Here is a 24,669-nt window from a genome sequence, read left to right on the forward strand (position 1 = left end):
ATCTCCAGCTTGCCCTTGCCGTTGAGCGTGGCGAGGACGAGGTCGGGGTTGTGCACCTCGACACCGGCCGGCGGCGCGATGTCGGCGGCGGTGACGAGCCCGGGGCCCTGCTTGCGCAGGTACATCACGACCGGCTCGTCGTGCTCGCTGGAAACGACCAGCTGCTTGATGTTGAGGATGAGGTCGGTGACGTCTTCCTTGACGCCCGGCACGGTGGTGAACTCGTGCAGAACGCCATCGACACGGATGGACGTGACCGCCGCACCCGGGATCGAGGACAGAAGAGTCCGACGAAGTGAGTTGCCAAGGGTGTAGCCGAAGCCCGGCTCCAGCGGCTCGATGACGAACCGGGAGCGGAACTCGTCGACGACTTCTTCGGTCAGGGACGGACGCTGAGCGATCAGCACGGGGTGTTGCCTCCAGTGGTTTGGCGCCCGCTATGTGACGCCGTAGACCCTACGAAGGGTACGCGCGATACGAACGATACGGCCGCCGAAGGGTGTGAACCGACCCCGAGGCCCCTTGCCGCCACCTGTTCGGACCGACGGCAGTTTGCCACGATCGGAGAAACACGGTGGGGGAGCGGAGGCGTCGTGCTGCGAAAGCTGCTGTCGGCCGTGGAGGACGAACTCGAGTTCGGGGTGTCCCTGAGGCGGCGCCTGCACACGAAACCCGAGCTGGGCGGGCTGGAGACCGACACCGCCCGCGTCATCGCCGCCGCCCTGCCGGTCCGTGCCCGCTCCCTCGCCGGTACGACCAATCTGGTCGCCACCGTGGGCGGTGACGGACCGGGCGTCCTGGTACGGGCGGAGCTGGACGGCATCGAGGTGACGGAGAACACCGAGGTCCCCTACGCCTCGGCGAACGGCACAATGCACGCCTGCGGCCACGACGTGCACTGTGCGGCGCTGGTGGCGCTGACCCGCGCGGCACACCGCCTCTCCGGCGAACTGCCCGGCCCGCTGATCGCGGTGTTCCAGGCCAGCGAGGAACGGGCCCCCTCGGGTGCCGGGACGGTACTGTCCGACGCCGGGCTGGCCCACGCCGTGCGCGCCGCCGTCGGGGTCCACGTCCATCCCGGAATCCCGTGGGGCGCCCTCGGCGCGGACGAAGGCACGGTCAACGCCGCCACCTACGGCTTCGAGATCCTGGTCGAGGGGAAAGCCGGTCATGGCGCCTACCCGCACACCACCGACGATCCGATACTGGCCCTGGCGCAGGTCGTGGTCGCACTGCACACCGTCACCGGGCGCAGGGTCGACCCCGTGCACCCCGCGGTGCTCAGCGTCTGCGCGCTGTCGGCGGGCACGGGAGAGAACGTGATCCCCTCCACGGCGCGGGCTCTGGGCACCCTGCGCACCATGCACACGGACGACCACGCACGGCTGAGGGAGATCGTCGCGACCACGGTGGAGCGGACAGCCGCGGCCCACGGCTGCGTCGGGACCGTGCGCACCACGCGCGACGAGCCGGCGCTGGTCAACGACCCCCGCCTGACCCGGGCCGTGCGCGTGATCGCCGAACAGGCGGGCGTGCCACTCGCCCCGCCCTGGAGTTCCTGCGGCGGCGACGACTTCGCGCGCTACGGGACCAGGTGGCCCTCCCTTATGGCCTTCGTGGGGCTGGACGGCGCGCCGGGCTTCGACCCCGTACCGCTGCACAGCCCGCTCTTCCTCCCCCCGGAGGACGCCGTCGGCCAGGTCGCCAGGGCACAGGCCCTGGCCTACCTGGCCGCCTCCGGCCTCTGACCCCGGCTCAGGGCGGAACCTTCACTTCAGGGCAGAACCTTCACTATGGGGAGCGACTTCGACTTCAGACGCGTGAACAGGGTTTCGAAGTGGTCGCACAGCTGGCTGCCGGACGCCCGGTCCTCCATGACCATCACGCCGTGCAGCCCCAGCAGGGCGAACTGGTCACCAGGCTGATCGATCCGGGTGGGAATCGTGAACTGGATCTCCTCGCTGTCCACCAGCAGAATCGACGGGCAGTTGGGGAGAAAGGGAATCAGGCGTACCTGGATGTCGATCCGACTGCTCGCTCCCGCACGCCGGGAGATCTCCATCACGCGTGCGAGATGCTCGTACGCCTGTAAATCGCCTTCCATGTCGTCCCGCCGTAGTTCGACCCCGTTGAAAGAGCGCCGGAAGATTTCGGCATAGACCTCCGGCGGCCTTTGGATCAACCGGTGGTAGGAGAGTTTTGTGCCACCGCGTCCGTTCTGGGAAAGCCGGGTGGTGAGGCATTCCTCTATGGCGTCGAGATATTCCGAGCGGTTGTCCGGCGGATCGAGGAGGGTGGCTCCCTCGCCCTCGGGAGGGCTGTAGTCACCGACGACGTAGATACGGCGCTGTGCCTTGCGCACCGCCGACGTGGCCACGTTGTACCCGGTTCCCGAGGCGTCGTCGCCCTGGTTGTCGGGGACGAACCGTACGCCCGCGTGGACCCGGTCGATATGCCGGTCCAACTCGTCGCGCAGCCGGGTGAGATGGGTCGAGACCTGGTCGTTGAGGACGCCCAGATCGGCGTGCACCTGATCCTTGGTCGCCTGCAGCGCGCCGGTGATCTCGTCCTCCGTCGCCAGCCGCAGCCGGTCGATGGCGAAGGCCCCCGCGGACGCCAGCAGGCACAGCGCCAGCAGCCCGACACCGATCCTGGTGTCCTGCACCAGAATCGCGATGCCGTAGCCGGACGCCAGCGAAAGAATGATCTTCAAGAGATCGACAGCTGTGAAATGACGCCTCAGAAACCGCCGAAAGTCGGACTCTGACACGGCCTTCCCCCTTTACATCGGCCGAGTCGGACACCTCTTTGCTGGTGCTGTGAAAACTGACGGATCGGAGTATCGCCCGGTGCGTTCCTGGACGTCCTGGAAACGTTCCTGGGTCTCGTGCGAGATCTCCCGCAACAGCCGTCTCTCGACCTCTGCCAGGGGCGGGGTGTCCGAGTCCCATGCGGTCGCCCGGAACGCCCGGCCGTCGTTCGCGTACGGATCGCGCGCCCGGCCCGCCTCCCGCATCTTCGCCACGGTCCGCAACGCGTCCGGCGACCCGGTGAGGCTGCGTGTTCCGGTGCCGGCGCCACCGAGATTCGTCCGCGGCAGATTGATGTGGCCGAGCCGCCACCGGTCGATGTGCAGACCGATCGTGCGGGTGAGCCGTCTGATGTCGTCGGGCTTGCCTTCGGAGGCGCGGGCCAGCGCCGGGTACAGATCCCGCATGAGTTCGAAGTGCAGGCCCACCGAATGGCTGCCGCTCGTGAGGCCCAGGGCGTCCCGGATGCGGTGGTACTCCGCGGTCTCCATGGTGTCCACGAGCAGATCCGTCATCCGCGCCACCACACCCAGAAGCCGCTCCGCGCGCAGCAGAAGAGGGGGCACGGTCTGCGTCCGGCCCGCTTCCAGCTCAGCGACAGCGCGTTCGATGTGGTCGTTGACAGCCCGTGTCAGCAGCTCAGGCATCTGATGAGCGGCACGGAACTGCATGAACACCGTCTCCCCCGGCAGCTGCCTCTCCCGTACAGCCGCTCGAACGACTTCTGGACGCACGAACTCCTGATACCCGTACGGTGCTCCGCCGACGCATGAATGCTCCAGTGCTACCCGCTGCAGCATCACGTAGCGCAGCACGAGCTGCTTCCACTCGGACGCTTCGGAGTGGTCGGCCAGCGGTTTCAACTCCTGGGCGAGGATGCGCTCCTCGGCTGCCAGGTGCCGCCACGCGGGCGAGTCGGTGACAGCGAGGGCGTGTCCTTCGGCATCCTCGTCCAGGGGGGCCAACTCGCGCACCAGCCAGGCCAGTTCGTTCCAGAGGGTACCGAATCCGACCATCCATTCCAGCGAGCGGACGGCTTCCGCCTCCCGCTCGCGCCGCAGCCTGTCGACCGTTTCGGCCGCGAGTGCCGCGAGGTTGTTCAGGCCGACTTCCATGGCCTGAAACAGCGCCTGCAGGGCCTGCCATGTACTGCCCCGTGCGGGCGTGGGTTCTTCGGTCGCCGCCTTGAAGAGGGCCGGCAACGACTGCAACTCGTCGTAGGAGGCAGCAACTGGGGAGTCCACTACCACCACCTTCCTCGGCTCCTGGGTCGTGGCTCAGGGGTGTTCTGTATCGAAGTGAATCTACGGTACAGCGCGGAGCCGAGGCGCCCATACTGGCGCGTTCCAAGCGCCGCCCTGTCTCAATGTGGTCGCAGGGCGGCTTCGTCCGGTTCCCGGCGATCGACGTGCCCGCGCACAGGTGTCGTCGGCGGCGCCGATCACCTGACGTCGACGTAGTCGGTGACCCGGGCGCTCCGCAGGTACCGGTCGCCGGTCTGGCGGTCGAAGGCGACGGCCCAGGTGCCGTCCTGCCGGGCGGTCGCCCTGCCGACGAGGTGACCGTGTCCGTCGGTGCCGATGTCGCTGACAAAGCGGTACGTGGTGGAGCCGCGGGGACGGAAGTAGAGGGCCGGGGAGCCGTTGCCGAGCGGCTTCCAGGTGGCGCCGTCCTTGTACTGGAGCAGCCCCGAGAACGTGATCGGGCGCGACTTGCGGACCGGGTCGGGGGAGGCGTGGAAGCCGGTGATGCGGGTCGCGTAGCGGCGGAGGTGGGTGGGTGCGGTGGTGCTGGACGCCAGGTCGGGGTTGCCGTTGAAGCGGGCGCGCCAGTAGGCGTCGTCGGTCGGTGTGGTGAAGGTGCGGGCGAACGTCTCCGGGAAGCCGGGCTTGTTGTAGCGGATGCTGACGGGGAGGGTGACGGCGTCCTTCCAGCCGCTTCTGCCGTCCCTGGAGTACTGCAGGGTGACGGTCGGTCTGGTCGGCCAGTGCGCGCGTGCGTCCTCGTAGTGCACGGAGCCGGAGACCTTGAGGGACGCGTCGTCGTTGAGGATCGCGTTCATCGTGATCCAGGTGGTGTGGGCGACGTGGAGGCTGAAGGGCTGGGTGGCGAGCTGCTGGAAGGGCATGCCGCCGGTGCCGGCCATGAGTTGGGCGGTCGGTGCGGCGTTCTCCGAGGGGACGCGAAGGCTGTAGGAGCCGGTGCTGTCGGTGGTGGTTCTGCCGGCCAGGAATGCGGCGAGACCGTCCGGGCCGAGACCGAAGAGCGCGATCGTGGTGTGCGGCAGCGGCTGCCAGCCGGCGGCGGTCTGGATCTCCGCGCGGCCGGTGACGGTGCCGGTCGTGCCCTGCTTGAGGTCCAGGGCGTGCGTGCTGGCGGAGAAACGGACCGGCGCCTGGACGGTGTGCAGGTTCTGCTGGGGCGTCATCACGTCGATCGCGCCGGGGTAGGCGGGCGCGGCCAGGGGGGACGCGGACAGCTCGACGGACGTCTCGGTGGGGACGAAGGCGGTGGAGAAGCGGCCGTCGGCGGCGGTGGTGGCCGTCAGCCGGACTCGACCGGTCTCGATGTCGACGGGCAGGCCCGCGGCGAGGACGGGGGTGTCGGGGCGACGGGGATCCTCGGCGAGAACGGTGCCGCTGACGGAGACCTTCTGGTGGAGGTAGTCCGGCACGCCGGGGGTCGCGGTCAGGTCGGGGATCGTGACGACTGTCCGGTACTCCAGGGTGTACGGGGACAGGGCCCCGGGGACCGTGGCCCCGGAGGCGTCCTGCAGGTCGACCGTCACCCGGTAGTCGCCGAGATCCGCCAGGTGGACGGGCGCCCGCCAGGTGCCGGAGCGTGCGTCCTGTCCGGAGTACTGGGTGAAGTCCTCGGTCGACCCGGCTTCCGGGTCCCCGGCCGGTGCGTCGAGCGGGTAGAAGTGTGCCGTGATGCGCGTGAGGGGACTGTCCGAGTGCGCGGTGACGAACAGCATCCCCGGCTGGCTTGTCCAGCCGTCCGCCCCGACAAGCTCGGGACCGACGCCGGCGCTGTCCGCCCGGGCCGGGAAGAGGCCCGCGAACAGGGCGGCGGACAGCGCGGTCGCCGTGGCCGCCGCCAGGAGGGTGCTGCGTCTCATGATGGTCCTTCAGAGGATCTTCGCGTCGGTGCAAAAATTTCACAGGAAACACCAAGAGGAATCAGGCTCTTGTCCTGGAGACGGCAAAACGTTCGCGCGGAAAATCGCTGTGCGGGTGTAGGAGCGCGGTGATAGACACCCGGAGTGGAAAAGACTCTCAAGTTCCCCGATCTGCTGCGGCTGATCGACGACCGCTCGAACGCCTTCCGAACCGCGGTCGCCTCCGCGCCCAGCCTCGACGCACAGGTGCCGACGTGCCCCGAGTGGACGCTGTTCGATCTGGCGCAGCACATCGGCGAGGGGCGCCGCGACTGGGCCGTCACCGTCGCCGCAGGCCCCGCTCCGGCCAAGTCCGCGGCGGAGGGCGCCCCGGCTGCGCCTCGGGAGCGCGAGGCCCTGCTGGCCTGGTTGGCGGAGTCCACGGAGCAACTGCTGGACGCGTTGCGGAAGGCCGGCCCGGATCGCGGTTGCTGGACGTGGTGGGAGGCGTCGCAGTCGCCGGAGACCTCCGGTGCCGTGGCCCGGCACCAGCTCCAGCAGTTGGCGGTGCACACGTACGACGCGCAGATCACCGTAGGTGCCCAGGAGCCGCTGCCGGAGGAGGTGGCGCTCGACGGTGTCGACGAGTTCCTGTCCACCTGCTGCGCGACGACGTCCCCCTGGCCGCACAAGGCGGCGGTCGTCGACTACCACGCCACCGAGGGCCGCTCCTGGCGTGTCACGCTCTCCGCGGAGGGCGCCCGGACCACGCCGCTTCCCGCGCCGGCCACCGCTGCCGCCGCCGATCAGGACGCGGCCGACGTCTCCGCCCGCGGCACGGCCGGTGACCTGGTCCTGTTCCTGTACGGGCGTATCCCTGTGGACTCCTTGCAGGTGGAGGGCGATCGCGGGCTGTTCGACCTGCTCTTCGCCTGGGAGCCGGCGTAGGGGACCTGACGGTGCCCCCCTTGCGTGCGTTGCCGGCACGCCCGTCCCATAACCTCGTACATGGAGACGCCGGACGTCCTGCGGATCCATGGTGAGGAGGCGACAGTGCTCGGAAAGGTCACGCGGTTGCTCGCGGGCGCCATGACCGTGGCCTGCCTGGTGCTGGTGGGGCCCAGCGCGCCGGGCGATGCCCTCTTCGGCCGGTCCCTGCCCGTGAGCGCAGTCCGGGACGTCGTACCGAACCGGGTCATGACGTGGAACATCTGCAACCCCTGCGATGTGAGCGACGTCGACCGGGCGGCGGACATCGCCGAGGCCGCGCCCCAGGTCATCGGCATGCAGGAAGCGTGCGTGCGGGACGTCGAGAGGATCCGGGAGTATCTGGAAACCCTCCACGGGCTCGTCTACCACGTCGAGTACGGGTCGGTTCTCCAGAACTGGAACCGGTGCGGGGGAGTGCCGTGGAACCCCGGAGGGTTCGGCCAGGCGATCCTGTCGGCCGCGCCGATGACGGACCGCGTCAGGGTCGAATACCCCGACGGGGGGTCGGAGGACCGCGGGTACCTGGCCGTCACGACCACGGTGGACGGCCGGACCGTCCGGGTCTTCAACACGCATCTCGCCCAGCGACGCCAGGAAGACGTCCGGTCCGGCCAGGTGAAGGTCCTCGCCGCCGAAGTCGCCCGGTACGACCGCGCCATCGTCATCGGCGACTTCAACGCGGTGCCCGACTCCCCCGAACTCGCCCCGATGTGGGCGCTGGCCACCGACACTGACTCCCAGTGCCGCCCCTCGCTCAGCGGCAACTGTGAACCGACCACCGACTGGAACAGCAAGTTCGACTACGTGTTCCTGCGGGGCATCACCCCGATCAGCCATCGGGTGCGGCCCAGTCCGAACTCGGACCACCATGCGCTGTACACCGACCTGAACATCGCCGGGCAGTAGCCCGGGTCGACGAACGCCGCCCCCATGGACGGCGGGGGCGGGTGTGGCGGGGATCACGTCCGGAGGAAAACCCGCGTCCCGGGCCGGGCGTCTATCGGGTGTGAGATCAGTCAAGGCACCGCCCCACGAGCTGGACGAGGAAGGTCTCGTCCGGCTCGTGGCGAAAGGCGACCGTGCCGCGTTCGAGGAGTTGTACCGGCGTACGTCGCCGTGGATGGCGGTGCGGCTGCGCCGCCGGTGTGCGGACGAGCAGATCGTCGCCGAGGTCATGCAGGAGACCTATTTGGCGGTGTGGCGCGCGGCGGGCGCGTTCGCCGGTGCCGCGGTCGGCGGGTCGGCCACCGGTTGGCTGTGGACCATCGCGGCGCGCCGCCTGGTCGACGCCTTCCGGCGCAGAGCCCATCACGCCGAGCCGCCGCCGGCCGCCGCCGTGCCCGACGCGGTGCCCGCCGCCGAGGAGGAGGCGCTCGCGACCACCGTCGGCGGTGATGTCGGGGACGCGTTGCGCTGCCTCGCGCCGGAGTTGAGACAGGTACTGCAGGCCATGGTGCTCGACGGACTGTCCGTCCGGGAGACCGCGGTCCTGCTCGGGCTGCCCGAGGGCACGGTCAAGACCCGTGCCCGGCGGGCCCGGATCGCGATGCGGAGGGCACTGGCATGAGGGTGGAACACGCGTCGACGCGGATGATCGAGGGGTACGCGCGCGGCGGCACCGACCTCGCCGCCGACGAGGTCTGGGCCGTGGAGGCACATCTGGAGGTGTGCCGGGTGTGCCGTGACCGGCTGGCCGCCGCTGTCGGTGCCGAGGTGCCCGCCGTGGCGTCGCTGGTCGACACCGTCTGGTCGGCCCTCGAACCCCAGTTGGCGGGGGTGTCCCCGATGCCGCGCCGGAGGCGTTGGTCGGCCCGGATGTCGAGGTGGATGACGCCCACGATGCTGCCGTGGCTGGCCATGGCCGTGGGCGTGACCCTGCTGGCACTGCTGCTCGACCTCGCCTACAAGGGTTCCGGCTCCGGCTCCGGCGGGGTGTCGTGGGTGCTGCTGCTCGCGCCGGTCCTGCCCGTGCTCGGCGTCGCGGCGTCCTGGGCGCGCGGTCTCGACCCCGCTTACGAACTGACGGCCTCCGTGCCCAGGGCAGGGCTCCAACTGGTGCTGCGGCGTACGGCTTCCGTACTCGTCGTGGTCGTTCCCACGCTGCTGGTGGGCGGCTGGGTGACGGGCGTGATGGTCGCCCAGTGGCTGCTGCCCTGTCTGGCCTTCACGGCGGCGACGCTGGCACTGGGCGGCGTCGTCGGTGTGACGCGCGCGGCCGTCGTACTGGCCGCCGTGTGGGCCGCGGCGGTCGTGGCGCCGACCCTGGCCACCAGCCGTACGACCTTCGTTCTGCGGACGGACGGTCTGCCCGCGTGGGGACTGCTCCTCGCACTCGGCGTCGGTGTCGTGATCGCCCGCAGAGGCGCGTACTCCGTACTCGGAGCCCATCAATGACCATCAGAGAGGGACATGACATGAAGTCCGCGGTGAGCCCGGCCGACATCGCACCGACGGCCTACGCCTGGGAGATCCAGGCAACCGGGCTGAAAGTGAGGGTCGGCAGGAAACGGATGGCCGTCGACGGGCTCGATCTGAGGCTGGGCATCGGCGTGCACGGTCTCCTCGGACCCAACGGCGCGGGCAAGACCACCCTCATCCGGGCGCTGGCCACCGTGCTGCGCCCCACCGAAGGCACCCTGGAGCTGCTCGGCGAGTCCGTGGGCGGCATGGGCGAGCACCGTGCGGTGCGGCGCCGGATCGGCTACCTGCCGCAGGACTTCGGCTACTACAAGCGTTTCACGGTCCGCGAGTTCGTCGAGTACATGGCGTGGCTGAAGGAGGTGCCCAAGGCGGACATCCCCGCGGCCGTGCAGCGCGCCGTCGAGCGGGTGGGCCTGGCTGACCGCGCCGACGAGAAAATGAAGGCGCTGTCGGGCGGCATGGTGCGCAGGGCCGGTATCGCCCAGGCCATCGTCAACGACCCGACGATCCTCCTCCTCGACGAGCCGACGGTCGGCCTGGACCCGGCGCAGCGGCTGCGCCTGCGCGAGCTGCTGCAGGAGTTGGGCACGGACACCTGCGTGCTCGTGTCGACCCACCTGGTCGAGGATGTCGCCGCCGCCTGCACCGATGTGGTGCTCTTCGCCGACGGGCGGCTGGTCTTCCAGGGCCCTCCGGACGAACTGGCCTCGATGGGCGGCCCGGAGCACGTGGGCGACAGCCCGCTGGAGCGCGGCTACTCCGCGCTGCTGCTCAACCCCGAGCAGGCAAGGGGGACTTGGTGAACCTCCGCATCCTGCGCATCGAGCTGAAGCGCTCCGTCGCGCCGTGGGCCGGCGCCGTGGTCCTGACGGGCGCGCTGGGCTTCCTGTACCTGGTCAACGCCGGGTGGTGGCGGGGCACAACGGCGTGGACGGCCCAGTGGACGACCCTGGCGCTGTGGACCCGCACCCTCCTGTTCTACCTGTGGCCGATCGCCGTGGGGCTCGGGGCGCTGCAGGGTCTGCGCGACCACCGCTCGAAGACGGTCGAGCTGCTGACCAGTACGCCGCGTCCGGCCTGGCACCGCGCGGCCACGTCGGCGGGCACGACGGCGGTCACGCTGGCCTCGGCCTTCGCGCTCCTCGTCCTGGTGGGCGGGGTCCAGGTGCTCGCCAACACCGAGTACACGCACCTCGGTTGGCTGCCGATCTCGCTGGTGGGGGCGCTCTCACTCGTCGCGGGGGCCGTGCTGGGCATGGGGGTCGCGCGGGCACTTCCGTCCGCGCTCACCCCGCCCGCCATGGCCATGGGCGCCTTCGTGTTCACGGTACTCATGTCCATCTCGCACAGCAGGACGGAGACGAACACGCCGGGGTTCCCGATCAATGAGCCGACCCGGATCTCGCTGCTGTCACCGGCGGTCCAAGAGGTGCGCGACGCGCTCCTCACCCTCTCCGGCGCCGTGCACGCGGGGCAGACGATCTGGCTGCTCGGCATGGCCGCGACCGGCTTCGCCCTGCTGATGGCCACCGCACCGCGCATCAAGGTGATCGCCCTGGCTCCCGTCCTGGCGGGCGGGATCATCGCACTCCTTATCCTCCCCTCCGACCCGCGCCGGATCTACGTCATGGACGAGACCGCCGCCGAACTGGTGTGCGAGGGCCCGGTGTGCGTGACCAGAACGCAGCAGGCGCGACTCGCCGACCTCGCGGATCCCGGCAGGAAGGCGCTCGGCCTGATGCGGGGCGCCCTGGGCGGCCGGGCGCCGGTCTCGGTCCGTGAGGACAACGCCGTACTGTTGGAGGGCTCCACACCGCGCTGGTCCCGCGAGGCGGTGCTCTTCGACTTCGACGACCACACGGTGGCCTCGGCGAAGGGCGAGGAGCTGACCCGGGCACTGATCGTCAAGGGCATGGTGCCGGGGTGCACCCCCGTGGGCTGGGAGTCGTTCGATCTCAAGGAGGCCGCCGCGCAGAGCATCGCGGTGGCCTGGGTCCTCGGGAAGGATGAACCGGTCGACAGTCCCTCCGCCGCTTCGAGTGAGGTGCGCGCCCTCGCCCGCCCGGCGTGGAAGAAACTGAGGGCGCTGCCACGGGCCGAACAGCTCTCGCGGATCAACGCGATGCGCACCGCCGCTCTCTCCTGCAAGGGCGACCCCCTCGACGCGCTGTCCGGCGGTGCGGCCCGGTGAGATGGCTGACGCTGTACGCGCGCTCACGTCAGGTACCCGCGTCGCTCGCCGCGATGGTGATCAGCGCGGTGGCGGTGTGGGCCCTCGCCCCCCATGCGGGCGGGAAAGCCGGCAATCCGTGGCTGCCCGTGCTCGTCACCACCGCGGGGGTTATGGCGGCGTCGGTCGGGCTCAGCGGGCAGGATCTCGCGCTGGACCGGTCCGCCGCGATCCGCTGGGTGCCCCGCAGAGGGGCACACGTACTGCTCGCCGGGGCGGTCGTCGCCTCCGTGCTGCTGATCGCGCAGACCGCGGGCGGGGACACGGCCGGCACCGCGTCGGCCGTCCGGGACAGCGCGGGCCTGATGGGGCTGACGGCCCTGGGTGCGGCGCTCTGGGGCGCCCCGTACGCCTGGACCCTGCCGTTCGCCTGGCTGTCGTTCGCGGGCTTCGCCCCGCCCCCGACGAGTACGCCGATGCGGGTGGCCACCTGGATGCTGCTGCCCCCCGGCACACCGGCGGGCACCTGGACAGCCACCGTCCTCGCGGTCACCGGCACCCTGGCCTACGCCGTCGCGGGACCGAGACGGTGACCGCGAGAGGGTAACGACGCGCGCGGGCACCTCCACCCGCGCCCGCCGCCGTTACTGTTCAGCGCATGACGATGAGGAAGTCGCGCTCCCTGGACGTCGGTTCGGCCCACGCGATCGTCACCGGCGGGTCGAGCGGCATCGGCCTGGCCACCGCCCGGCTGCTCGCCGAGCGGGGCGCGCAGGTGTCGCTGATCGCTCGTGGCCCGGAGCGTCTGGCAGCGGCGGCGAAGGAACTGTCGGCCGCCTCCCGGGCGGCCGATGTCGCCGATCAGCCGGCCCTCGCCCGCGCGATCGCCGAGCTCGAGCGGGAACAGGGCCGGCCCTGCGACATCCTGATCACGTCGGCGGGGCTCGCCCGGCCGGGGCACTTCCTCGAGCTGCCGGACGACGTCTTCCGGGAGATGATCGAGGTCGACTACTTCGGCACGCTCCACGCGATCAGGGCCGTCGCCCCGGGGATGGTGGCGCGAGGGCGGGGCAGCGTGGTCGCCGTGTCCTCCGCCGCGGGGCTGATCGGCCTCTTCGGGTACAGCGCCTACGGGCCCGCCAAGTTCGCCGTACGCGGACTGATGGAGTCGTTGCGGGCCGAACTGACACCGCGCGGGGTGCATGTCGGCGTCGTCTTTCCGCCGGACGTGGACACACCGCAACTCGCCGAGGAGAACCGGTGGAAGCCGGAGGAGACCAGGGCGGTCGGCAAAACGATCAGACCGTTGACCGCCGAGAAGGTCGCGGCGGCGATCGTCGCGGGTATCGAACGCCGACGATTCGTGATCTGCCCGGACCCGGGCACACGGGCGCTGGCCCGGTTCGGCAGTGTGCTGATGCCGCTGCTCAACCGGGAGTTCGACCGCAGGGCGAGATCGGTCGCCAAGGCGGCGAAGTAGTCGTCAGCGGCCGGGTTCGTCGCGGCGGCAGTGCAGGAACAGGTGGGGTTCGGGCTCGGCTGCGGGGTGGTCCGGGGTGAAAACGACGCTGTGCCGGGCCAGTACCGTCAGCCCCGCCGCCTCCACCATGCCGGTGAAGTCCTCCTCGCCGAAGCTCGTCGCGCGGACCGGTTGGCCCATGAAGGCCACCTCGACGTCCTCCACGTCTGCCGGCACCGTGGCCAGCACCGCATGGCCGCCGGGCTTCAGGGCCAGGGTCAGGCGCCGCAGCACGGCCGACTGTTCGGCGCGGGACATCTGCAGCAGCGAGAAGAACACGCACACGCCGTCCAACGAGGCCGGCTCGAGCGGGAGTTCCCGGACGTCGGCCTGGCGGAACTCGGCCTCCGGGACCTGCCGTACGGCGAGTTCGACCATGACGGGTGAGATGTCGACGCCCAGCACCGAGTGCCCCGCCTCGACGAGCGCGGCGGCGGTGGGCCGCCCGGTGCCGCTGCCCACGTCCAGCGTGCGCGCCCCGGACGGCAGCCGCTCGATGAGCCAGTCCAGAGCCTGCCGGTGCGCGGGGGCGCCGGCGAACGCCTTCTCGTAGTCGGCGCCCAGCGCGTCGAACAGCACGGCGGCGGGCGGCCGTTGGTCCTCGTGCCTCATGTCTGTGTCCCCTCGTCGGCCGACCCGCATCGTCGCATCCGCCGCACGCCCGCCACAACGGCCGCCCGGTGCGCGTCCCGGTGCGCCGGGCGGGGGAGAATGAGGGCCGTACCCAACGGTTTTGCGGAGGAGCGGGAAATGCAGGACGCGCGAGCGGGGCAGGTCGCCGGACCCGAGGACCTCATCGATGTGGCCCGCCTGGTCACGGCGTACTACGCCCTGCACCCCGACCCGGCGGAGCCCGGGCAACGGGTGGCTTTCGGCACCTCGGGACACCGGGGTTCGTCCCTCGCCACGGCGTTCAACGAGGACCACATCGCGGCCACCAGCCAGGCCATCTGCGAGTACCGCACCGCCCAGGGCACCGACGGCCCCCTCTTCCTCGGCGCCGACACCCACGCCCTGTCCGAGCCCGCCCGGATCACGGCACTGGAGGTGTTCGCCGCCAACGACGTGACCGTCCTCATCGACCAGACCGACGGCTACACCCCCACCCCGGCGGTCTCGCTCGCCATCCTCACCCACAACCGGGGCCGTACGTCCGGTCTCGCGGACGGCGTGGTGGTCACCCCCTCGCACAACCCGCCCGCCGACGGCGGCTTCAAGTACAACCCGCCGAACGGGGGCCCCGCCGGGTCCGACGCGACCTCCTGGATCCAGGACCGCGCCAACGAGATCATCACCGGCGGCCTGAAGGACGTACGGCGCATCCCCTACACCCGCGCCCTGGCCGCCCCCGGCACCGGCCGCCACGACTTCCTCGGCGCCTACGTGGCCGACCTCCCGAACGTCCTTGACCTGGACGCGATCCGAGCAGCTGGCGTACGCATCGGCGCCGACCCGCTCGGCGGCGCCTCCGTCGCCTACTGGGGCCGGATCGCCGAACAGCACCGGCTCGACCTCACCGTGGTGAACCCGCTCACCGACCCCACCTGGCGCTTCATGACGCTGGACTGGGACGGCAAGATCCGCATGGACTGCTCCTCGCCGTACGCCATGGCCTCGCTCATCGAGCAGCGCGACCGGTTCGACATCTCCACCGGCAACGACGCCGACGCCGACCGGCACGGCATCGTCACCCCGGACGGCGGCCTGATGAACCCCAACCACTATCTGGCCGTGGCGATCTCCTACCTCTTCTCCCACCGGGAGCAGTGGCCGGCGGGCGCCGGGATCGGCAAGACCCTGGTGTCGTCCTCGATGATCGACCGCGTCGCGGCGGACGTCGACCGGCAACTCGTCGAAGTCCCCGTTGGATTCAAGTGGTTCGTCGACGGCCTGTCCGACGGAACGCTCGGCTTCGGCGGCGAGGAGTCGGCCGGCGCCTCCTTCCTGCGCCGCGACGGCTCGGTGTGGACCACCGACAAGGACGGCATCATCCTGGCCCTGCTCGCCTCCGAGATCACCGCGGTCACGGGCAAGACCCCCTCGCAGCACTACGCCGGGCTCACCGACCGCTTCGGCGCCCCCGCCTACGCGCGCGTCGACGCCCCCGCCTCCCGCGAGGAGAAGGCACTGCTCGCCAAGCTCTCCCCCCAGCAGGTCACCGCCGACACCCTCGCCGGCGAGCCGGTCACCACGGTTCTCACCGAGGCGCCCGGTAACGGTGCCGCCCTCGGCGGTATCAAGGTCGCCACCGACAACGCCTGGTTCGCGGCCCGTCCTTCGGGCACCGAGGACGTGTACAAGATCTACGCCGAGTCCTTCCTCGGCCCGGACCATCTGCGCCGGATCCAGGAGGAAGCCAAGTCGGTCGTGCTCTCGGCACTGGCCAACTGACGCGCGGGTGCGTGCGGGGCCGACGTCGCGGCCCCGCACCACGCCGCACGGCAGCAGGGAGACCTGAGTCACACGTGTGCGTGTCACAGGGCGTCGGGCTACCTCGTCTCAGGGGTGTAGCCACCGACAAGACCTGACGACCACCAAGGAGCACACGATGGACGCGCGACTGAACTACTTCGCCGGCCCGAACCCCAGCAAGGCCCTCAAGCACTTCATGGCGGCGGGCAGGGCGCTGAAGGAGTCCCCGCTGCCGGCCACGACGCAGGAGTTGGTGGCGCTGCGCGTGAGCCAGATCAACGGCTGCGCCGCCTGCGTCGACATGCACACCAAGGACGCCGTCGCTGCCGGGGAGGAGTCGGTACGGCTGCACCTGGTGGCGGCGTGGCGGGAGGCCACGGTCTTCACCGAGGCCGAACGCGTCGCGCTGGAACTGGCGGAGCAGGGGACCCGGATCGCGGACGCGGCGGTTGGAGTCAGTGACGAGGTGTGGGCGCGTGCCGTCGAGCACTACGACGAGGAACAGCTCACCGCACTGGTGTTCCTGGTGTCCTTCATGAACACGGCGAACCGGCTGAACATCATCACCCAGCAGCCGGCCGGCGACTACGTGGCCGGGCAGTACCACTGACCGCCCGCCGGACGATCACCAGAAGGGGGAAAGCCGGTTTGAGCAAGGTCGACGAGTTCGAGGAGTTACGGCCGCTGCTGTTCTCGATCGCCTACCGGATCCTGGGCAGCGTGGGTGAGGCGGAGGACGCGGTCCAGGAGACCTGGCTGCGCTTCGACGGCTCGGCCACCCGGCCGACGTCGACCAAGGCCTTCCTGTCCGCCACGGTCACCCGGATCGCGATCGACGTACTGCGCTCCGCACGCGTGCGGCGGGAGGAGTACACGGGGCCGTGGTTCCCCGAGCCGCTGCTCGCCGATCCCTACCAGGATCCGGCACGCGCCGCGGAACTGGCCGACTCGGTGTCGATGGCGGCGCTGCTGCTCCTGGAACGGCTCAGCCCGCTCGAGCGGTCGGTGTTCGTGCTGCGGGAGGTGTTCGGCTTCGGCTTCGACGAGGTCGCCGAGGCGGTGGGGCGCTCGGAGTCGGCGTGCCGCCAACTGCTGGTACGGGCGCGGCGGCACATGCGGGCCGGACGCCCACGGTTCGCGGCAAACCGTCAGGAGCGGCAGGAACTGGCGACGCGCTTCTTCGACGCCCTCCGCGACGGCGACGTACTCGGCCTGCAAGAGCTGCTCGCCGCCGACGTGTCGATGGTCGGTGACGGCGGCGGGAAGGCTCCGCAGCTGGCCCGGGCCGTCATCGGTGCCGAGAACGTGGCCCGGCTGCTCGCCTCCGTCCTTCCCCGGATGGCCAGTGTCGACATCACCTTCGAGCCGCACGAGATCAACTCCCAGCCCGGAGCGATCTTCCGCGACCGGGACGGCAGGGTGCTCCACATCCTGGCTCTCGACGTGCTCGACGGGCGGATCCAGACCATCCGCTCGGTGATCAACCCCGAGAAACTGGGCCACCTCGGGCCGGTCGCCGACGCCTGGGCCATCGACCGCGAGGTGAAGGAGGCCGGACGGCAGCGGAGATGACTCCGCGACCGGCCGACGGGTGGGCCGCAGCCCGGGTCAGCTGACCAGCAGGCGGTTGAAGAACGAGCGGTAGTGGCGCAGCGCCAGCCGCAGGTCCTCCGTGTCCGCCTGTTCGCCCCGGTTCCACTGGCCCTCCAGCTCTTCCTTGTGGTCGGCGAAGGTGGCGGCGAGCTTCTGCATCACGTCGGCGACGAGGGCGTCGGCGGTGTGCACGGCGTCCCTGGGGTCGTCCACGAACTCGTTCTGCACCTCCTGCCAGCGTGCGCGGAATCCCTCCTCGTCCTGTGGGGTGAGGAGCTGGGGGATCTCGTCGTCGGTCCGGGCGCCCGGCTCCGTCGCCTGGTGCCCGGTGGCGCTCGGGTCGGCCTCGGCCTCGGCCTCCATCGTCTCGTCCCGGGTGCCCGGACCGGCCTCCGTGGACTCGTCCTCGAAGGTCCCGGCCGAGTCCGGCGTGTCCGTGCTCTCGCCGGGGAAGGTGGGTACGTCGGCCGAGGTGCCCGGCGGGTCCTGCGGTGTGTGGGTGCTGCGAGGGTGGGCGAGGTCGTCGGTGGACAGGCCGCTCGCGGCGGCGCGGTCCGGTGTGTCTTCGCGTTGCATGTCTTCTCCGTTCCCGGATGCCCGGGCCTCCCGATGTCGGGGGAGACGGGTTGGCCGCCGAGTTGTTCAGGCCGGGGTGCGGCGGGATTCGCCGTCGTCGGACAGCAGCTCGTCGAACAGGGTCCGGTAGTGCACCATGGCACCCCGCAGTTGCTCGGTGGTCGCCTCGTGACGGGTGCTCATCACATTCACGTCGTGGGCGGCCTGGTAGTGCTCGAGCGTGCGGCCGTGCTCGACCGACAGGTCCTTGAGCTGTTGTTCGAAGTCCTGGGTCGGGTAGCCGCGCTCGTGCATCAAGGAGGTCACCAGGCGGTCCGCGTCGTGCACGGCGTCCTCCGGGCGGTCCACGAACTCGTCCTGGACGCCGGTCCAGTCGTGGGCATACCGATCCCTGGTCCTGCTGTCCAGCGGCTTGATGTCGAGTGAGTCGTGCCGCTTCTCACGTGCCCTGAGCTCGCGTTCCGCGGCCATACGGCTGTCGGCGTCCTCCACCGTTCGCCCGTACTCCGGGCCGAAGCGGTCGCGCAGTTTCTGGCGGCGCATGAGCAGCCAGGCCGCCACGGCCGCCACGGCGATCACCACCGCGATGGGGATGATGATCGCCAGAAGAGTCCCTGTTGACATCGGGCAGACCTCCTGACGGGGTGCGTCATATGCACCCATTTGTTCGAGTTGCCCTGTGCCCGCCGACTGAAACGGGGATCCCGGTACGAAGTGTGCCCGGCGCCCTCGATCGCGGAAGCCGCCCGGGATGCGGACACATAGGGAGGACGAGGCGGGGCATTCGGTCCTCCCGACCAGTCAGGAGCCAAGGGAGGCGACTCATGATCATTGCCGCGGTTGTCGGACTGTGTGTGGTCCTGGCCGTGCTGGCCTTCTTCGTCCCGCGTCTGTCCCGCCACCCCGAACGCGGCGCCCAGCGTTCGCTCGGCGCCGGCTCACGGGCGGGCAGCAAGGCGCCCGGAGTCCTGGGCAGGCTGCTCAGCAAGCCGTTCCGCTCAAGCTCCCGCGCGGTGGGCCGCAGCGGCTCGGCGGGCCGCCGCACCCGAGGCCGAATGCCGTTCTGACAGACGCCCCGCCTTGCCGGGCACCCGAACGCTTGCTGCCGCCGGGCGCCCGAGGTGCTTGCCGTGCCGCCGGGCGTCCGAGGCGCTTGTCGTGCCGCCGGGTGCCTGAGGCGCTTGCCGTGCCGTCGGGCGCCCGATGTGCTCGCCGTGCCGCCGGATGTCCGTCGTGGCTGCCACGCCGCCGGATGCCAGGGGCGACCGACGGGCCGCTGGACGCCCGACGTCCCGCCGGGCGTCCGTTGCGCTTGTCGTACTGTCGGGTGTCTGTCGTGGCTGCCATGCCGCCGGATGGCAGAGGTTCTCGACGGGCCGCTGGACGCCCGACGTCCCGCCGGGCGTCCGAGGCTCCTGTCGTGCCGCCGGATGTCGTGTCGCCGGGTGTCCGTCGCGCTTGGCGCGCCGCCGGTATCTCTGGCGCCCGAGGCCCGAGGCGCGTGCGCAACGCCGGGCGCCCCGACGCGCTTGTCGTGCTTCCGGGTGTCCGTCGTGGCTGCACGCCGCCGGATGGCATAGGTGCTTGCCGCGCGGCTGGACGCCCGACGCCCCCCGGCGTCCGAGGCGCCTGGCGTGCCGCCTGATGGCAGACGTGGCTGTCGTGTCGCCGGGTGTCCGTGGCGCTTGGCGGGCGGCCGGGTATCTGTGGCGCCCGACGCCCGACGCCCGACGCCCGACGCCCGAGGAGTCCGAGGCCCGACGCGCGTGCGCAACGCCGGGCCGCCCCGGCGCGCCTGTCGTGCCCGCTAGGCGTCCGTGGCGCCTGGCGTGCCGCCGGATGGCAGACGTGGCTGTCGTGTTGCCGGGTGTCCGTGGCGCTTGGCGGCGGCCGGGATCTGTGGCGCCCGACGCTCGAGGAGCCCGAGGCCCGAGGTGCGTGCGCAACGCCGGGCGCCCGATGCGCCGCCAGGCGTCCCTGGCGCCTGGCGTGCCGCCGGATGGCAGACATGGCTGCCGCGCCGCCGGGCGTCCGTCCTCGCCGCCGGACGGCGTTCGGATCTGCCGTCACGTCGGACGCGCCCGTCGTGCCGGGCCGGGGGCGCCCGGACAGCGCGCTGGTCACCATCTGAGCAGCGCGCACACGAGGTTCTCCTCGACCTCGCGCAGCTTCTTCAGCAGCTGCGGCTTCGTGGCCTCGTTCACCTGGGTGGTGAGCGACAACGTCAGTGACCGCTCACCACCCGGTGTCGCGGCGATCAGCTGGGTGTAGCCGGGCGTGTTACCGGTATGCCCCAGCACCACTCCGCATCTCGTGCCGTACCGGAAGATCGCCGCCCCCGCCTTGTTGCTGCCCGGGCCGGCCGGCTCCGAGGCCCCCTCGACCCAGCGGCGCTGCTCGCCCACTGTCGCCCGGGACACCAGCGCACCGCTCGCGTAACCGCGGATGAACCGGGTCATGTCCAGCGGTGTGGAGACGATTCCGCCGGACGCCCACACGCCCGAGGCGCCGACCAACTCACTGACGTCACCCGGCTCGGCCGACTGCTGGACCGGGACGTCGTAGCCGCGCATATATGGCTCGGGCAGCTCGAAGCCCTGCGGGAGGCTCGTCTCGCGCAGGCCGAGCGGACGATAGACCAACCGCCGCAGCAACTCCTCGTAGCGCTGCCCGGTCGCGGCCTCGGCCATCAGCGCCACGGCGATGTTGTCCGAGTTGGAGTACTGGTACCGCGAACCGGGACGGAACAGCAGAGCCTCACCGGCCACGAAGTCGAGCAGCCGCCGGGAGTCGAACCGATGATGCAGATCGGCCCTGAGGATCTTGACGAACTCCGGGCTGCGGCTGAAGTCCGGCAGCCCGCTGGTGTGGGTCAGGAGCTCGCGCAGGGTCACCGCGTGCCAGGCCCGTGGCAGCGTGGGCAGCCGTCGCCCGATGGTGTCGTCCAGCCCGAGTGTGCCCCGGTCCACCAGCCGCAGCGCCACCGCGCCGCTGAACGCCTTCGCCGTACTGGCGACACGCATGTGGTCGGTCTGTTGGACCGGCCTGCCGGTGTCGAGGTCGGCGACTCCGGCCCTGAGGATCTCGCGTGTCGACCCCCGCTGGAGTACGGCGATGACGCCGGGCGGGCCGCCCGGCGCGCGGACCAGCTGTTCCAGTTGACTCTGCAGTGTCGGGCCCGGGGCGGAGCCCGGCGGGTCGGCGTCGGCGGGTGCGGGTGAGGACACCAGCGCTGTGAGACAGGCGCAGGCCAGTACGGCGCTGAACCGCAGCCGGGGGAGACGGGATATCGGCATGGGGATCTCCTGGGGCGGACCGGGGCCGGGGCCCGTCCGGCGCCGGTGGCGCGGGGCCCGGCCGCCTGTGTCGCAGCTGCCGCGGCCGACGGGGCGGGCCGTTCGCCTCGGGTCGGGGATGGTCCCACCTGTCGGCCTGGCCGGGCCGTGGACGGTCGACTACCGCTTCGAGGCGCCTACAGAACCCATGATGATGGACGAGGCGGAGGAGCGCGTCCGGGCCGGATTCCGCGACCCCCGTCGCCACACACCGAGGGGGCCCTTCAACCCGCCCACGCCCTCCGGCTCCGGCATCGGCTGCTCGGCCCCTGGCAGCGGGCGGACGGGCCGGCGGCCCGGCCGCCCGGACAGCGCATCGTCGCTGTCCTGCTTCGCGCACCCCACGCCACCGCGCCCAACACACCGCCCCCGCGCACTGGTTGAGGCCCAAGCGGCGAAATCCGTGCGGTTACCATGTGCTGCCGATGATCGGAAATCTTCGGTGATCTGATGGAAAGTCATGTTCCGAGACGCACGTCTTCTTCGCCTGGAGGTCGAGTGGTTCACGCTCAGCACGGCAGGGATCCATGGACGCACCGGATACGCAGGCTCCTCACCGTGACCGCGGTCGTGCTCGGACTGGTGGGCACCGGTCTGACCACGCACTCCGCGTCAGCCTCGCCGTCAGCCGCAAGTGACAGGGCGGTGGACAACAGCATCCGCCGCCTCACCGCCGAGAACGGCACCGGAAAGTCCTCGAGCCGCGTCGGCACCCCACGGATCGTGGGTGGCTCGGAGACCACCATCAGCAAGGCTCCGTACATGGTCCAGCTCTTCTACCTGGACGGCTCGGACCAGCTGTGGTTCTGCAACGGCGCGCTGATCGCGCCCAACAAGGTGCTGACGGCCGCCCAGTGCGTCTACGGCCGTAACTTCACCAACCGGGACAGGGCCGTGATCCTGGCCGGTTCGACCTACCGCGGCGACCTCGACGGCAGCACCGAGATCGGCGTCAAGCGGCAGTGGGTGCACCCCTCCTACAGACCCTCGGGCGTCGTCCATGACCTCGCCCTACTCACCCTCAACGGCACGCTGCCGTTCACCACCATCAGGCTCGCCGCCGCGAGCGACAGCGCGCTCTACGCCGCCGGGACCAAGGCCACGATCCAGGGCTGGGGCGTGACCGGCACCGCCCGCGGTGGGTCCGGTGAGTCGGACGTACTGAAGACCGCGACCCTGCCCATGCAGGCGGACTCCACCTGCGACAGCGCGCTGAAGACCGCGCTCGGCGGCCAGGACGCCTTCGTGGAGCCGGCGATGACCTGCGCGGGCGAGCCCGCCACCGACGACGACACAAGCACCACGACACCCTGCGTGAGTGACGCCGGCGCCCCGCTCGTCGTGAGCGGCCGCGTCGTGGGCGTCTTCGCCTGGGGAGTGACCAACAGCGACAAGTGGTGCGGCGTGAAGGGCACCTATCCGGTGTTCACCCAGACCAGCGCCTACGCCGGGATGACCCAGGCGCAGACCTTCGACACGGACGCCTCCGGCGACGGCCGGGCCGACCTGTTCGCCAGGAAGTCGAGCGGCGGTGCCGCGTCGACGTACAACGGCTCGACGCTGACGACCCACAGCTCGGCCGGGACCGGCTGGGCCGGCTACAACAAGGTGCTGCAGAGCGATCTGAACCGCGACGGCGTCCTCGACTACGTCGCGCGGACCACAGCGGGGACGCTGTTCTGGCGGCACAAGGTCTCGGGCCAGTGGGTCAACACCCGTGTCGCCACCGGCTGGCAGGGCGTCCGACAGATCCTCGCGCCAGGTGACGTCAACGGCGACGGCCTGCCCGACCTCATGGCGGTGGACTCGGGCGGCACCCTGTGGCGCTACCCCGGCAACGGCAAGGGCGGCTTCGGCAGCCGGGCCGGGCTCGGCACGGGGTGGAACGCCTACGCCCAGGTCGTCGCGCACGGCGACCTCACCGGCGACGGGCGGCCCGACCTCGTGGGCCGTACCTCGGCAGGAGCCCTGTACATCCACCCGAGCAGCACGACGGGTACGTACACCTTCGGCGGCCGCAAACTGGTGAGCACCACCGTGTTCAAGGCCGCCACGGCTCTCGCGGCCGTCGGTGACGTCAACGGGGACGGCCGGGCCGACCTCGTCACCCGGACCGGTTCCGGCACGCTGTGGCTCTACAAGGGCAACGGCAACGGCACCTTCGCGGCACCGGCGAAGGGCGCCACCGGCCTCAACTCCTTCAACCTCTTCGGCTGATCCCCGGCCACACCGGCCTCACCGGCCACGCATGGCCGAGCGCGCCCGCCACGGACTCCGTCCCGGCGGGCGCGCCCGCTCCCGGCCGGGGTGCGGTCGCGGTCCGCAACAGCCCTTCCCCGGTGCTCAGTTCGTGGCGGGCACGTCGTCGGCCGGGGGTGCCGCGGGTGCGGTCGGCGCCGGGGTGTCGGTGGTGGTGTAGTAGACGGAGCTGCCCTGCTTGGTGCGCTGGGCATGGCTCTTGGCGACGAGCCCTTCGACCGTGGTGCGTACGACGGTGGCCTTGATGCCGCGTTCCGGGTGCGCCTGGCCGAGCGCGGCGGCGATCTCGGCCGCGGAGCGGGGTTCCTTCTGCTCGACGAGATGGCGGCGGATCAACTCGACGAGGGTGGGCTGGTTCGCCTTCGCCTTTGTCTTCGCCGCCTTCGCCTTGGTCGTGGCCCCGGGGTTATTGGCAGCGGGCTTCTCGACCGCGTCACCACCCTGTGCGGCGGCGGCCTTCTTCGCGGTGCGCACCGGCTTGGCGGCACGGGACTCCGGGGCGGTCTTCTGCTGCGGCACCGAGGGCGACGCGGTCGCGTCGGGGGTCGGCACGGGGGCGGGCTCGGGGGTGGTGCCCGTGGCGCCGAGCGCCTTCTGCATGCTGGTCAGCACGGTGTGGTCGTGCCGCAGGGCGCGCAGTTGTTCGTGCAGTGCGTCGATCTCCGCGGTGACGCGGTCCTGTTCCTTGGCGTTGCGCTCGAGGTCGCCTGCCACCTGGGCCGCGTAGTGCGAGGCCAGTTCGGTGGCGGGGCTCTGGGCGTCGGACATGATGCCGGCCTTTCTTCGGGGCGGGGCCACGGACCATGACGTGACGCGGTACGGGCGTCGGGGCTGGGCAGTGAACTGCCCGACCGTGATGGAGTCATGGGCGAGTCACAACTGTCGCAGGCTGTTCCCCGCGTAGAGATAGTACGGGTGCGCACAGCCATGCCCTATGTCATGCCGGGCCCCGAGTGCAGGGCGGGCTGGGGATCCGCCTGCTTCAGTTCGGCGAGCAACTCGCTCTGGCCGGTGATCAGTTCGGTCAGGATGCGCCGGGCCGCCCGCAGCAGCTCGGCCACATCGCCGCCGGCTAGGGCGTAGCTGACGGTGGAGCCCTCCCGGATTGACACCACGATCCCCGAGCGGCGCAGTACGGCGAGTTGCTGGGAGAGGTTGGACGGCTCGATCTCGATCTCGCTGAGCAACTCGCGTACGGGCACAGGGCCGTTCTGCAGCAGTTCCAGGACCCGGATGCGTACCGGGTGTCCGAGCATGCGGAAGAACTCGGCCTTGGCCTGGTAAAGGGGGACCTGCATGGTGAATCGCTCGCTCCCTGCCGCATTGGACGGGCTGCATCCGGGCCCGGTGGCCCTGTCTGTGCCACCGTGGGCGGTCTTGTCCACCGATCCTTGTGCATCCGGCCCCGCACGCCCATGGGATTGAGCTGATCCGGATGTGCCCAGTTGAAGAAATCTTCAAGTCGTGGGCATGCGGAGCCAGGA

General features: G+C 70.8%; 23 protein-coding genes and 1 pseudogene. 14 read left to right on the forward strand and 10 right to left on the reverse strand.

Annotated features, from left to right (window positions below; genetic code table 11):
- Positions 1-407 (reverse strand): annotated as a pseudogene (locus ABZ855_RS36985) (DNA-directed RNA polymerase subunit alpha); the annotation flags it as partial.
- Between the two features lie 186 nt (positions 408-593).
- On the opposite strand from ABZ855_RS36985, the gene ABZ855_RS36990 reads away from it, so the two are divergent.
- Positions 594-1,748: a M20 family metallopeptidase gene (locus tag ABZ855_RS36990; protein ID WP_360814481.1), complete on the forward strand. Its 1,155-nt coding sequence runs from the start codon at positions 594-596 to the stop codon at positions 1,746-1,748.
- 26 nt (positions 1,749-1,774) lie between these two features.
- Here the strand turns inward: ABZ855_RS36990 and ABZ855_RS36995 are convergent, their stop codons facing one another.
- From ABZ855_RS36995 to ABZ855_RS37005, 3 genes are all read right to left on the reverse strand, one after another.
- A complete protein-coding gene (locus tag ABZ855_RS36995) occupies positions 1,775-2,713 on the reverse strand; it encodes a hypothetical protein (protein ID WP_360814483.1) in 939 nt (312 codons plus the stop codon).
- 69 nt (positions 2,714-2,782) lie between these two features.
- Positions 2,783-4,054: a hypothetical protein gene (locus ABZ855_RS37000; protein ID WP_360814485.1), complete on the reverse strand. Its 1,272-nt coding sequence runs from the start codon at positions 4,052-4,054 to the stop codon at positions 2,783-2,785.
- Positions 4,055-4,251: 197 nt separating this feature from the next.
- Positions 4,252-5,931, reverse strand: coding sequence for a hypothetical protein (locus ABZ855_RS37005; protein WP_360814487.1), 1,680 nt, complete (start codon positions 5,929-5,931; stop codon positions 4,252-4,254).
- A gap of 144 nt (positions 5,932-6,075) precedes the next feature.
- Between ABZ855_RS37005 and ABZ855_RS37010 the strand changes: the two genes are divergently transcribed.
- From ABZ855_RS37010 to ABZ855_RS37045, 8 genes are all read left to right on the forward strand, one after another.
- Complete coding sequence (locus tag ABZ855_RS37010; protein ID WP_360814488.1) at positions 6,076-6,858, forward strand: maleylpyruvate isomerase N-terminal domain-containing protein; 783 nt, start codon at positions 6,076-6,078, stop codon at positions 6,856-6,858.
- Between the two features lie 60 nt (positions 6,859-6,918).
- Positions 6,919-7,806: an endonuclease/exonuclease/phosphatase family protein gene (locus ABZ855_RS37015; protein ID WP_360814490.1), complete on the forward strand. Its 888-nt coding sequence runs from the start codon at positions 6,919-6,921 to the stop codon at positions 7,804-7,806.
- A 100-nt stretch (positions 7,807-7,906) separates the two neighbouring features.
- Positions 7,907-8,467: an RNA polymerase sigma factor gene (locus ABZ855_RS37020; RefSeq protein WP_360814492.1), complete on the forward strand. Its 561-nt coding sequence runs from the start codon at positions 7,907-7,909 to the stop codon at positions 8,465-8,467.
- Positions 8,464-9,294, forward strand: coding sequence for a zf-HC2 domain-containing protein (locus ABZ855_RS37025; protein ID WP_360814494.1), 831 nt, complete (start codon positions 8,464-8,466; stop codon positions 9,292-9,294). Before ABZ855_RS37020 ends, ABZ855_RS37025 begins: the two co-directional genes overlap by 4 nt.
- Positions 9,291-10,124, forward strand: a complete 834-nt coding sequence (locus ABZ855_RS37030) for an ABC transporter ATP-binding protein (protein WP_360814496.1) — start codon at positions 9,291-9,293, stop codon at positions 10,122-10,124. Before ABZ855_RS37025 ends, ABZ855_RS37030 begins: the two co-directional genes overlap by 4 nt.
- The gene (locus ABZ855_RS37035) at positions 10,121-11,512 is read left to right on the forward strand and encodes a hypothetical protein (protein WP_360814498.1); all 1,392 of its coding nucleotides are present in this window, start codon (positions 10,121-10,123) and stop codon (positions 11,510-11,512) included. Before ABZ855_RS37030 ends, ABZ855_RS37035 begins: the two co-directional genes overlap by 4 nt.
- Positions 11,509-12,084 carry a hypothetical protein gene (locus ABZ855_RS37040; protein ID WP_360814500.1) on the forward strand — a complete coding sequence of 192 codons (576 nt, stop codon included), beginning with the start codon at positions 11,509-11,511 and terminating at the stop codon, positions 12,082-12,084. Before ABZ855_RS37035 ends, ABZ855_RS37040 begins: the two co-directional genes overlap by 4 nt.
- A gap of 65 nt (positions 12,085-12,149) precedes the next feature.
- The gene (locus ABZ855_RS37045; RefSeq protein ID WP_360814502.1) at positions 12,150-12,971 is read left to right on the forward strand and encodes an SDR family oxidoreductase; all 822 of its coding nucleotides are present in this window, start codon (positions 12,150-12,152) and stop codon (positions 12,969-12,971) included.
- A gap of 3 nt (positions 12,972-12,974) precedes the next feature.
- Here ABZ855_RS37045 and ABZ855_RS37050 read toward each other — a convergent pair whose 3' ends face one another.
- A complete protein-coding gene (locus tag ABZ855_RS37050) occupies positions 12,975-13,622 on the reverse strand; it encodes a class I SAM-dependent methyltransferase (protein ID WP_360814504.1) in 648 nt (215 codons plus the stop codon).
- Positions 13,623-13,760: 138 nt separating this feature from the next.
- Here ABZ855_RS37050 and pgm point away from each other — a divergent pair, with 138 nt between their 5' ends.
- From pgm to ABZ855_RS37065, 3 genes are all read left to right on the forward strand, one after another.
- Positions 13,761-15,401: a phosphoglucomutase (alpha-D-glucose-1,6-bisphosphate-dependent) gene (pgm, locus tag ABZ855_RS37055; protein ID WP_360814506.1), complete on the forward strand. Its 1,641-nt coding sequence runs from the start codon at positions 13,761-13,763 to the stop codon at positions 15,399-15,401.
- A gap of 157 nt (positions 15,402-15,558) precedes the next feature.
- Positions 15,559-16,032: a carboxymuconolactone decarboxylase family protein gene (locus ABZ855_RS37060; protein WP_360814508.1), complete on the forward strand. Its 474-nt coding sequence runs from the start codon at positions 15,559-15,561 to the stop codon at positions 16,030-16,032.
- Positions 16,033-16,070: 38 nt separating this feature from the next.
- The gene (locus ABZ855_RS37065) at positions 16,071-16,994 is read left to right on the forward strand and encodes an RNA polymerase sigma-70 factor (protein WP_360814510.1); all 924 of its coding nucleotides are present in this window, start codon (positions 16,071-16,073) and stop codon (positions 16,992-16,994) included.
- A gap of 36 nt (positions 16,995-17,030) precedes the next feature.
- Here the strand turns inward: ABZ855_RS37065 and ABZ855_RS37070 are convergent, their stop codons facing one another.
- Positions 17,031-17,591: a hypothetical protein gene (locus ABZ855_RS37070; protein WP_360814512.1), complete on the reverse strand. Its 561-nt coding sequence runs from the start codon at positions 17,589-17,591 to the stop codon at positions 17,031-17,033.
- Between the two features lie 66 nt (positions 17,592-17,657).
- A complete protein-coding gene (locus tag ABZ855_RS37075; RefSeq protein WP_360814514.1) occupies positions 17,658-18,215 on the reverse strand; it encodes a hypothetical protein in 558 nt (185 codons plus the stop codon).
- Between the two features lie 200 nt (positions 18,216-18,415).
- On the opposite strand from ABZ855_RS37075, the gene ABZ855_RS37080 reads away from it, so the two are divergent.
- Entirely contained in the window at positions 18,416-18,658 is a 243-nt protein-coding gene (locus tag ABZ855_RS37080) for a DUF6411 family protein (RefSeq protein WP_360814516.1), read from the forward strand.
- A gap of 1,053 nt (positions 18,659-19,711) precedes the next feature.
- Here ABZ855_RS37080 and ABZ855_RS37085 read toward each other — a convergent pair.
- The gene (locus ABZ855_RS37085; protein ID WP_360814518.1) at positions 19,712-20,887 is read right to left on the reverse strand and encodes a serine hydrolase domain-containing protein; all 1,176 of its coding nucleotides are present in this window, start codon (positions 20,885-20,887) and stop codon (positions 19,712-19,714) included.
- A gap of 597 nt (positions 20,888-21,484) precedes the next feature.
- Between ABZ855_RS37085 and ABZ855_RS37090 the strand changes: the two genes are divergently transcribed.
- Positions 21,485-23,143 carry a trypsin-like serine protease gene (locus tag ABZ855_RS37090; protein ID WP_360814520.1) on the forward strand — a complete coding sequence of 553 codons (1,659 nt, stop codon included), beginning with the start codon at positions 21,485-21,487 and terminating at the stop codon, positions 23,141-23,143.
- Positions 23,144-23,269: 126 nt separating this feature from the next.
- On the opposite strand, the gene ABZ855_RS37095 is transcribed toward ABZ855_RS37090, so the two are convergent.
- Complete coding sequence (locus ABZ855_RS37095) at positions 23,270-23,953, reverse strand: hypothetical protein (protein ID WP_360814523.1); 684 nt, start codon at positions 23,951-23,953, stop codon at positions 23,270-23,272.
- A 164-nt stretch (positions 23,954-24,117) separates the two neighbouring features.
- The gene (locus ABZ855_RS37100; RefSeq protein ID WP_360814525.1) at positions 24,118-24,483 is read right to left on the reverse strand and encodes a metalloregulator ArsR/SmtB family transcription factor; all 366 of its coding nucleotides are present in this window, start codon (positions 24,481-24,483) and stop codon (positions 24,118-24,120) included.
- Positions 24,484-24,669: the final 186 nt, after the last annotated feature.

This window comes from Streptomyces sp. NPDC047042, assembly GCF_040644035.1.
Classification (GTDB): domain Bacteria; phylum Actinomycetota; class Actinomycetes; order Streptomycetales; family Streptomycetaceae; genus Streptomyces.

What these genes read in the sequence shown, in the direction of transcription:
- ABZ855_RS37025 (WP_360814494.1), top strand. Translation starts at nt 8,464, where the DNA reads ATGAGGGTGGAACACGCGTCGACGCGGATGATCGAGGGGTACGCGCGC.
- ABZ855_RS37085 (WP_360814518.1), bottom strand. Translation starts at nt 20,887, where the DNA reads ATGCCGATATCCCGTCTCCCCCGGCTGCGGTTCAGCGCCGTACTGGCC.
- ABZ855_RS37015 (WP_360814490.1), top strand. Translation starts at nt 6,919, where the DNA reads ATGGAGACGCCGGACGTCCTGCGGATCCATGGTGAGGAGGCGACAGTG.
- ABZ855_RS37050 (WP_360814504.1), bottom strand. Translation starts at nt 13,622, where the DNA reads ATGAGGCACGAGGACCAACGGCCGCCCGCCGCCGTGCTGTTCGACGCG.
- ABZ855_RS37080 (WP_360814516.1), top strand. Translation starts at nt 18,416, where the DNA reads ATGATCATTGCCGCGGTTGTCGGACTGTGTGTGGTCCTGGCCGTGCTG.
- ABZ855_RS37070 (WP_360814512.1), bottom strand. Translation starts at nt 17,591, where the DNA reads ATGCAACGCGAAGACACACCGGACCGCGCCGCCGCGAGCGGCCTGTCC.
- pgm (WP_360814506.1), top strand. Translation starts at nt 13,761, where the DNA reads ATGCAGGACGCGCGAGCGGGGCAGGTCGCCGGACCCGAGGACCTCATC.
- ABZ855_RS37075 (WP_360814514.1), bottom strand. Translation starts at nt 18,215, where the DNA reads ATGTCAACAGGGACTCTTCTGGCGATCATCATCCCCATCGCGGTGGTG.
- ABZ855_RS37095 (WP_360814523.1), bottom strand. Translation starts at nt 23,953, where the DNA reads ATGTCCGACGCCCAGAGCCCCGCCACCGAACTGGCCTCGCACTACGCG.
- ABZ855_RS37100 (WP_360814525.1), bottom strand. Translation starts at nt 24,483, where the DNA reads ATGCAGGTCCCCCTTTACCAGGCCAAGGCCGAGTTCTTCCGCATGCTC.
- ABZ855_RS37060 (WP_360814508.1), top strand. Translation starts at nt 15,559, where the DNA reads ATGGACGCGCGACTGAACTACTTCGCCGGCCCGAACCCCAGCAAGGCC.
- ABZ855_RS37030 (WP_360814496.1), top strand. Translation starts at nt 9,291, where the DNA reads ATGACCATCAGAGAGGGACATGACATGAAGTCCGCGGTGAGCCCGGCC.
- ABZ855_RS37005 (WP_360814487.1), bottom strand. Translation starts at nt 5,931, where the DNA reads ATGAGACGCAGCACCCTCCTGGCGGCGGCCACGGCGACCGCGCTGTCC.
- ABZ855_RS37045 (WP_360814502.1), top strand. Translation starts at nt 12,150, where the DNA reads ATGACGATGAGGAAGTCGCGCTCCCTGGACGTCGGTTCGGCCCACGCG.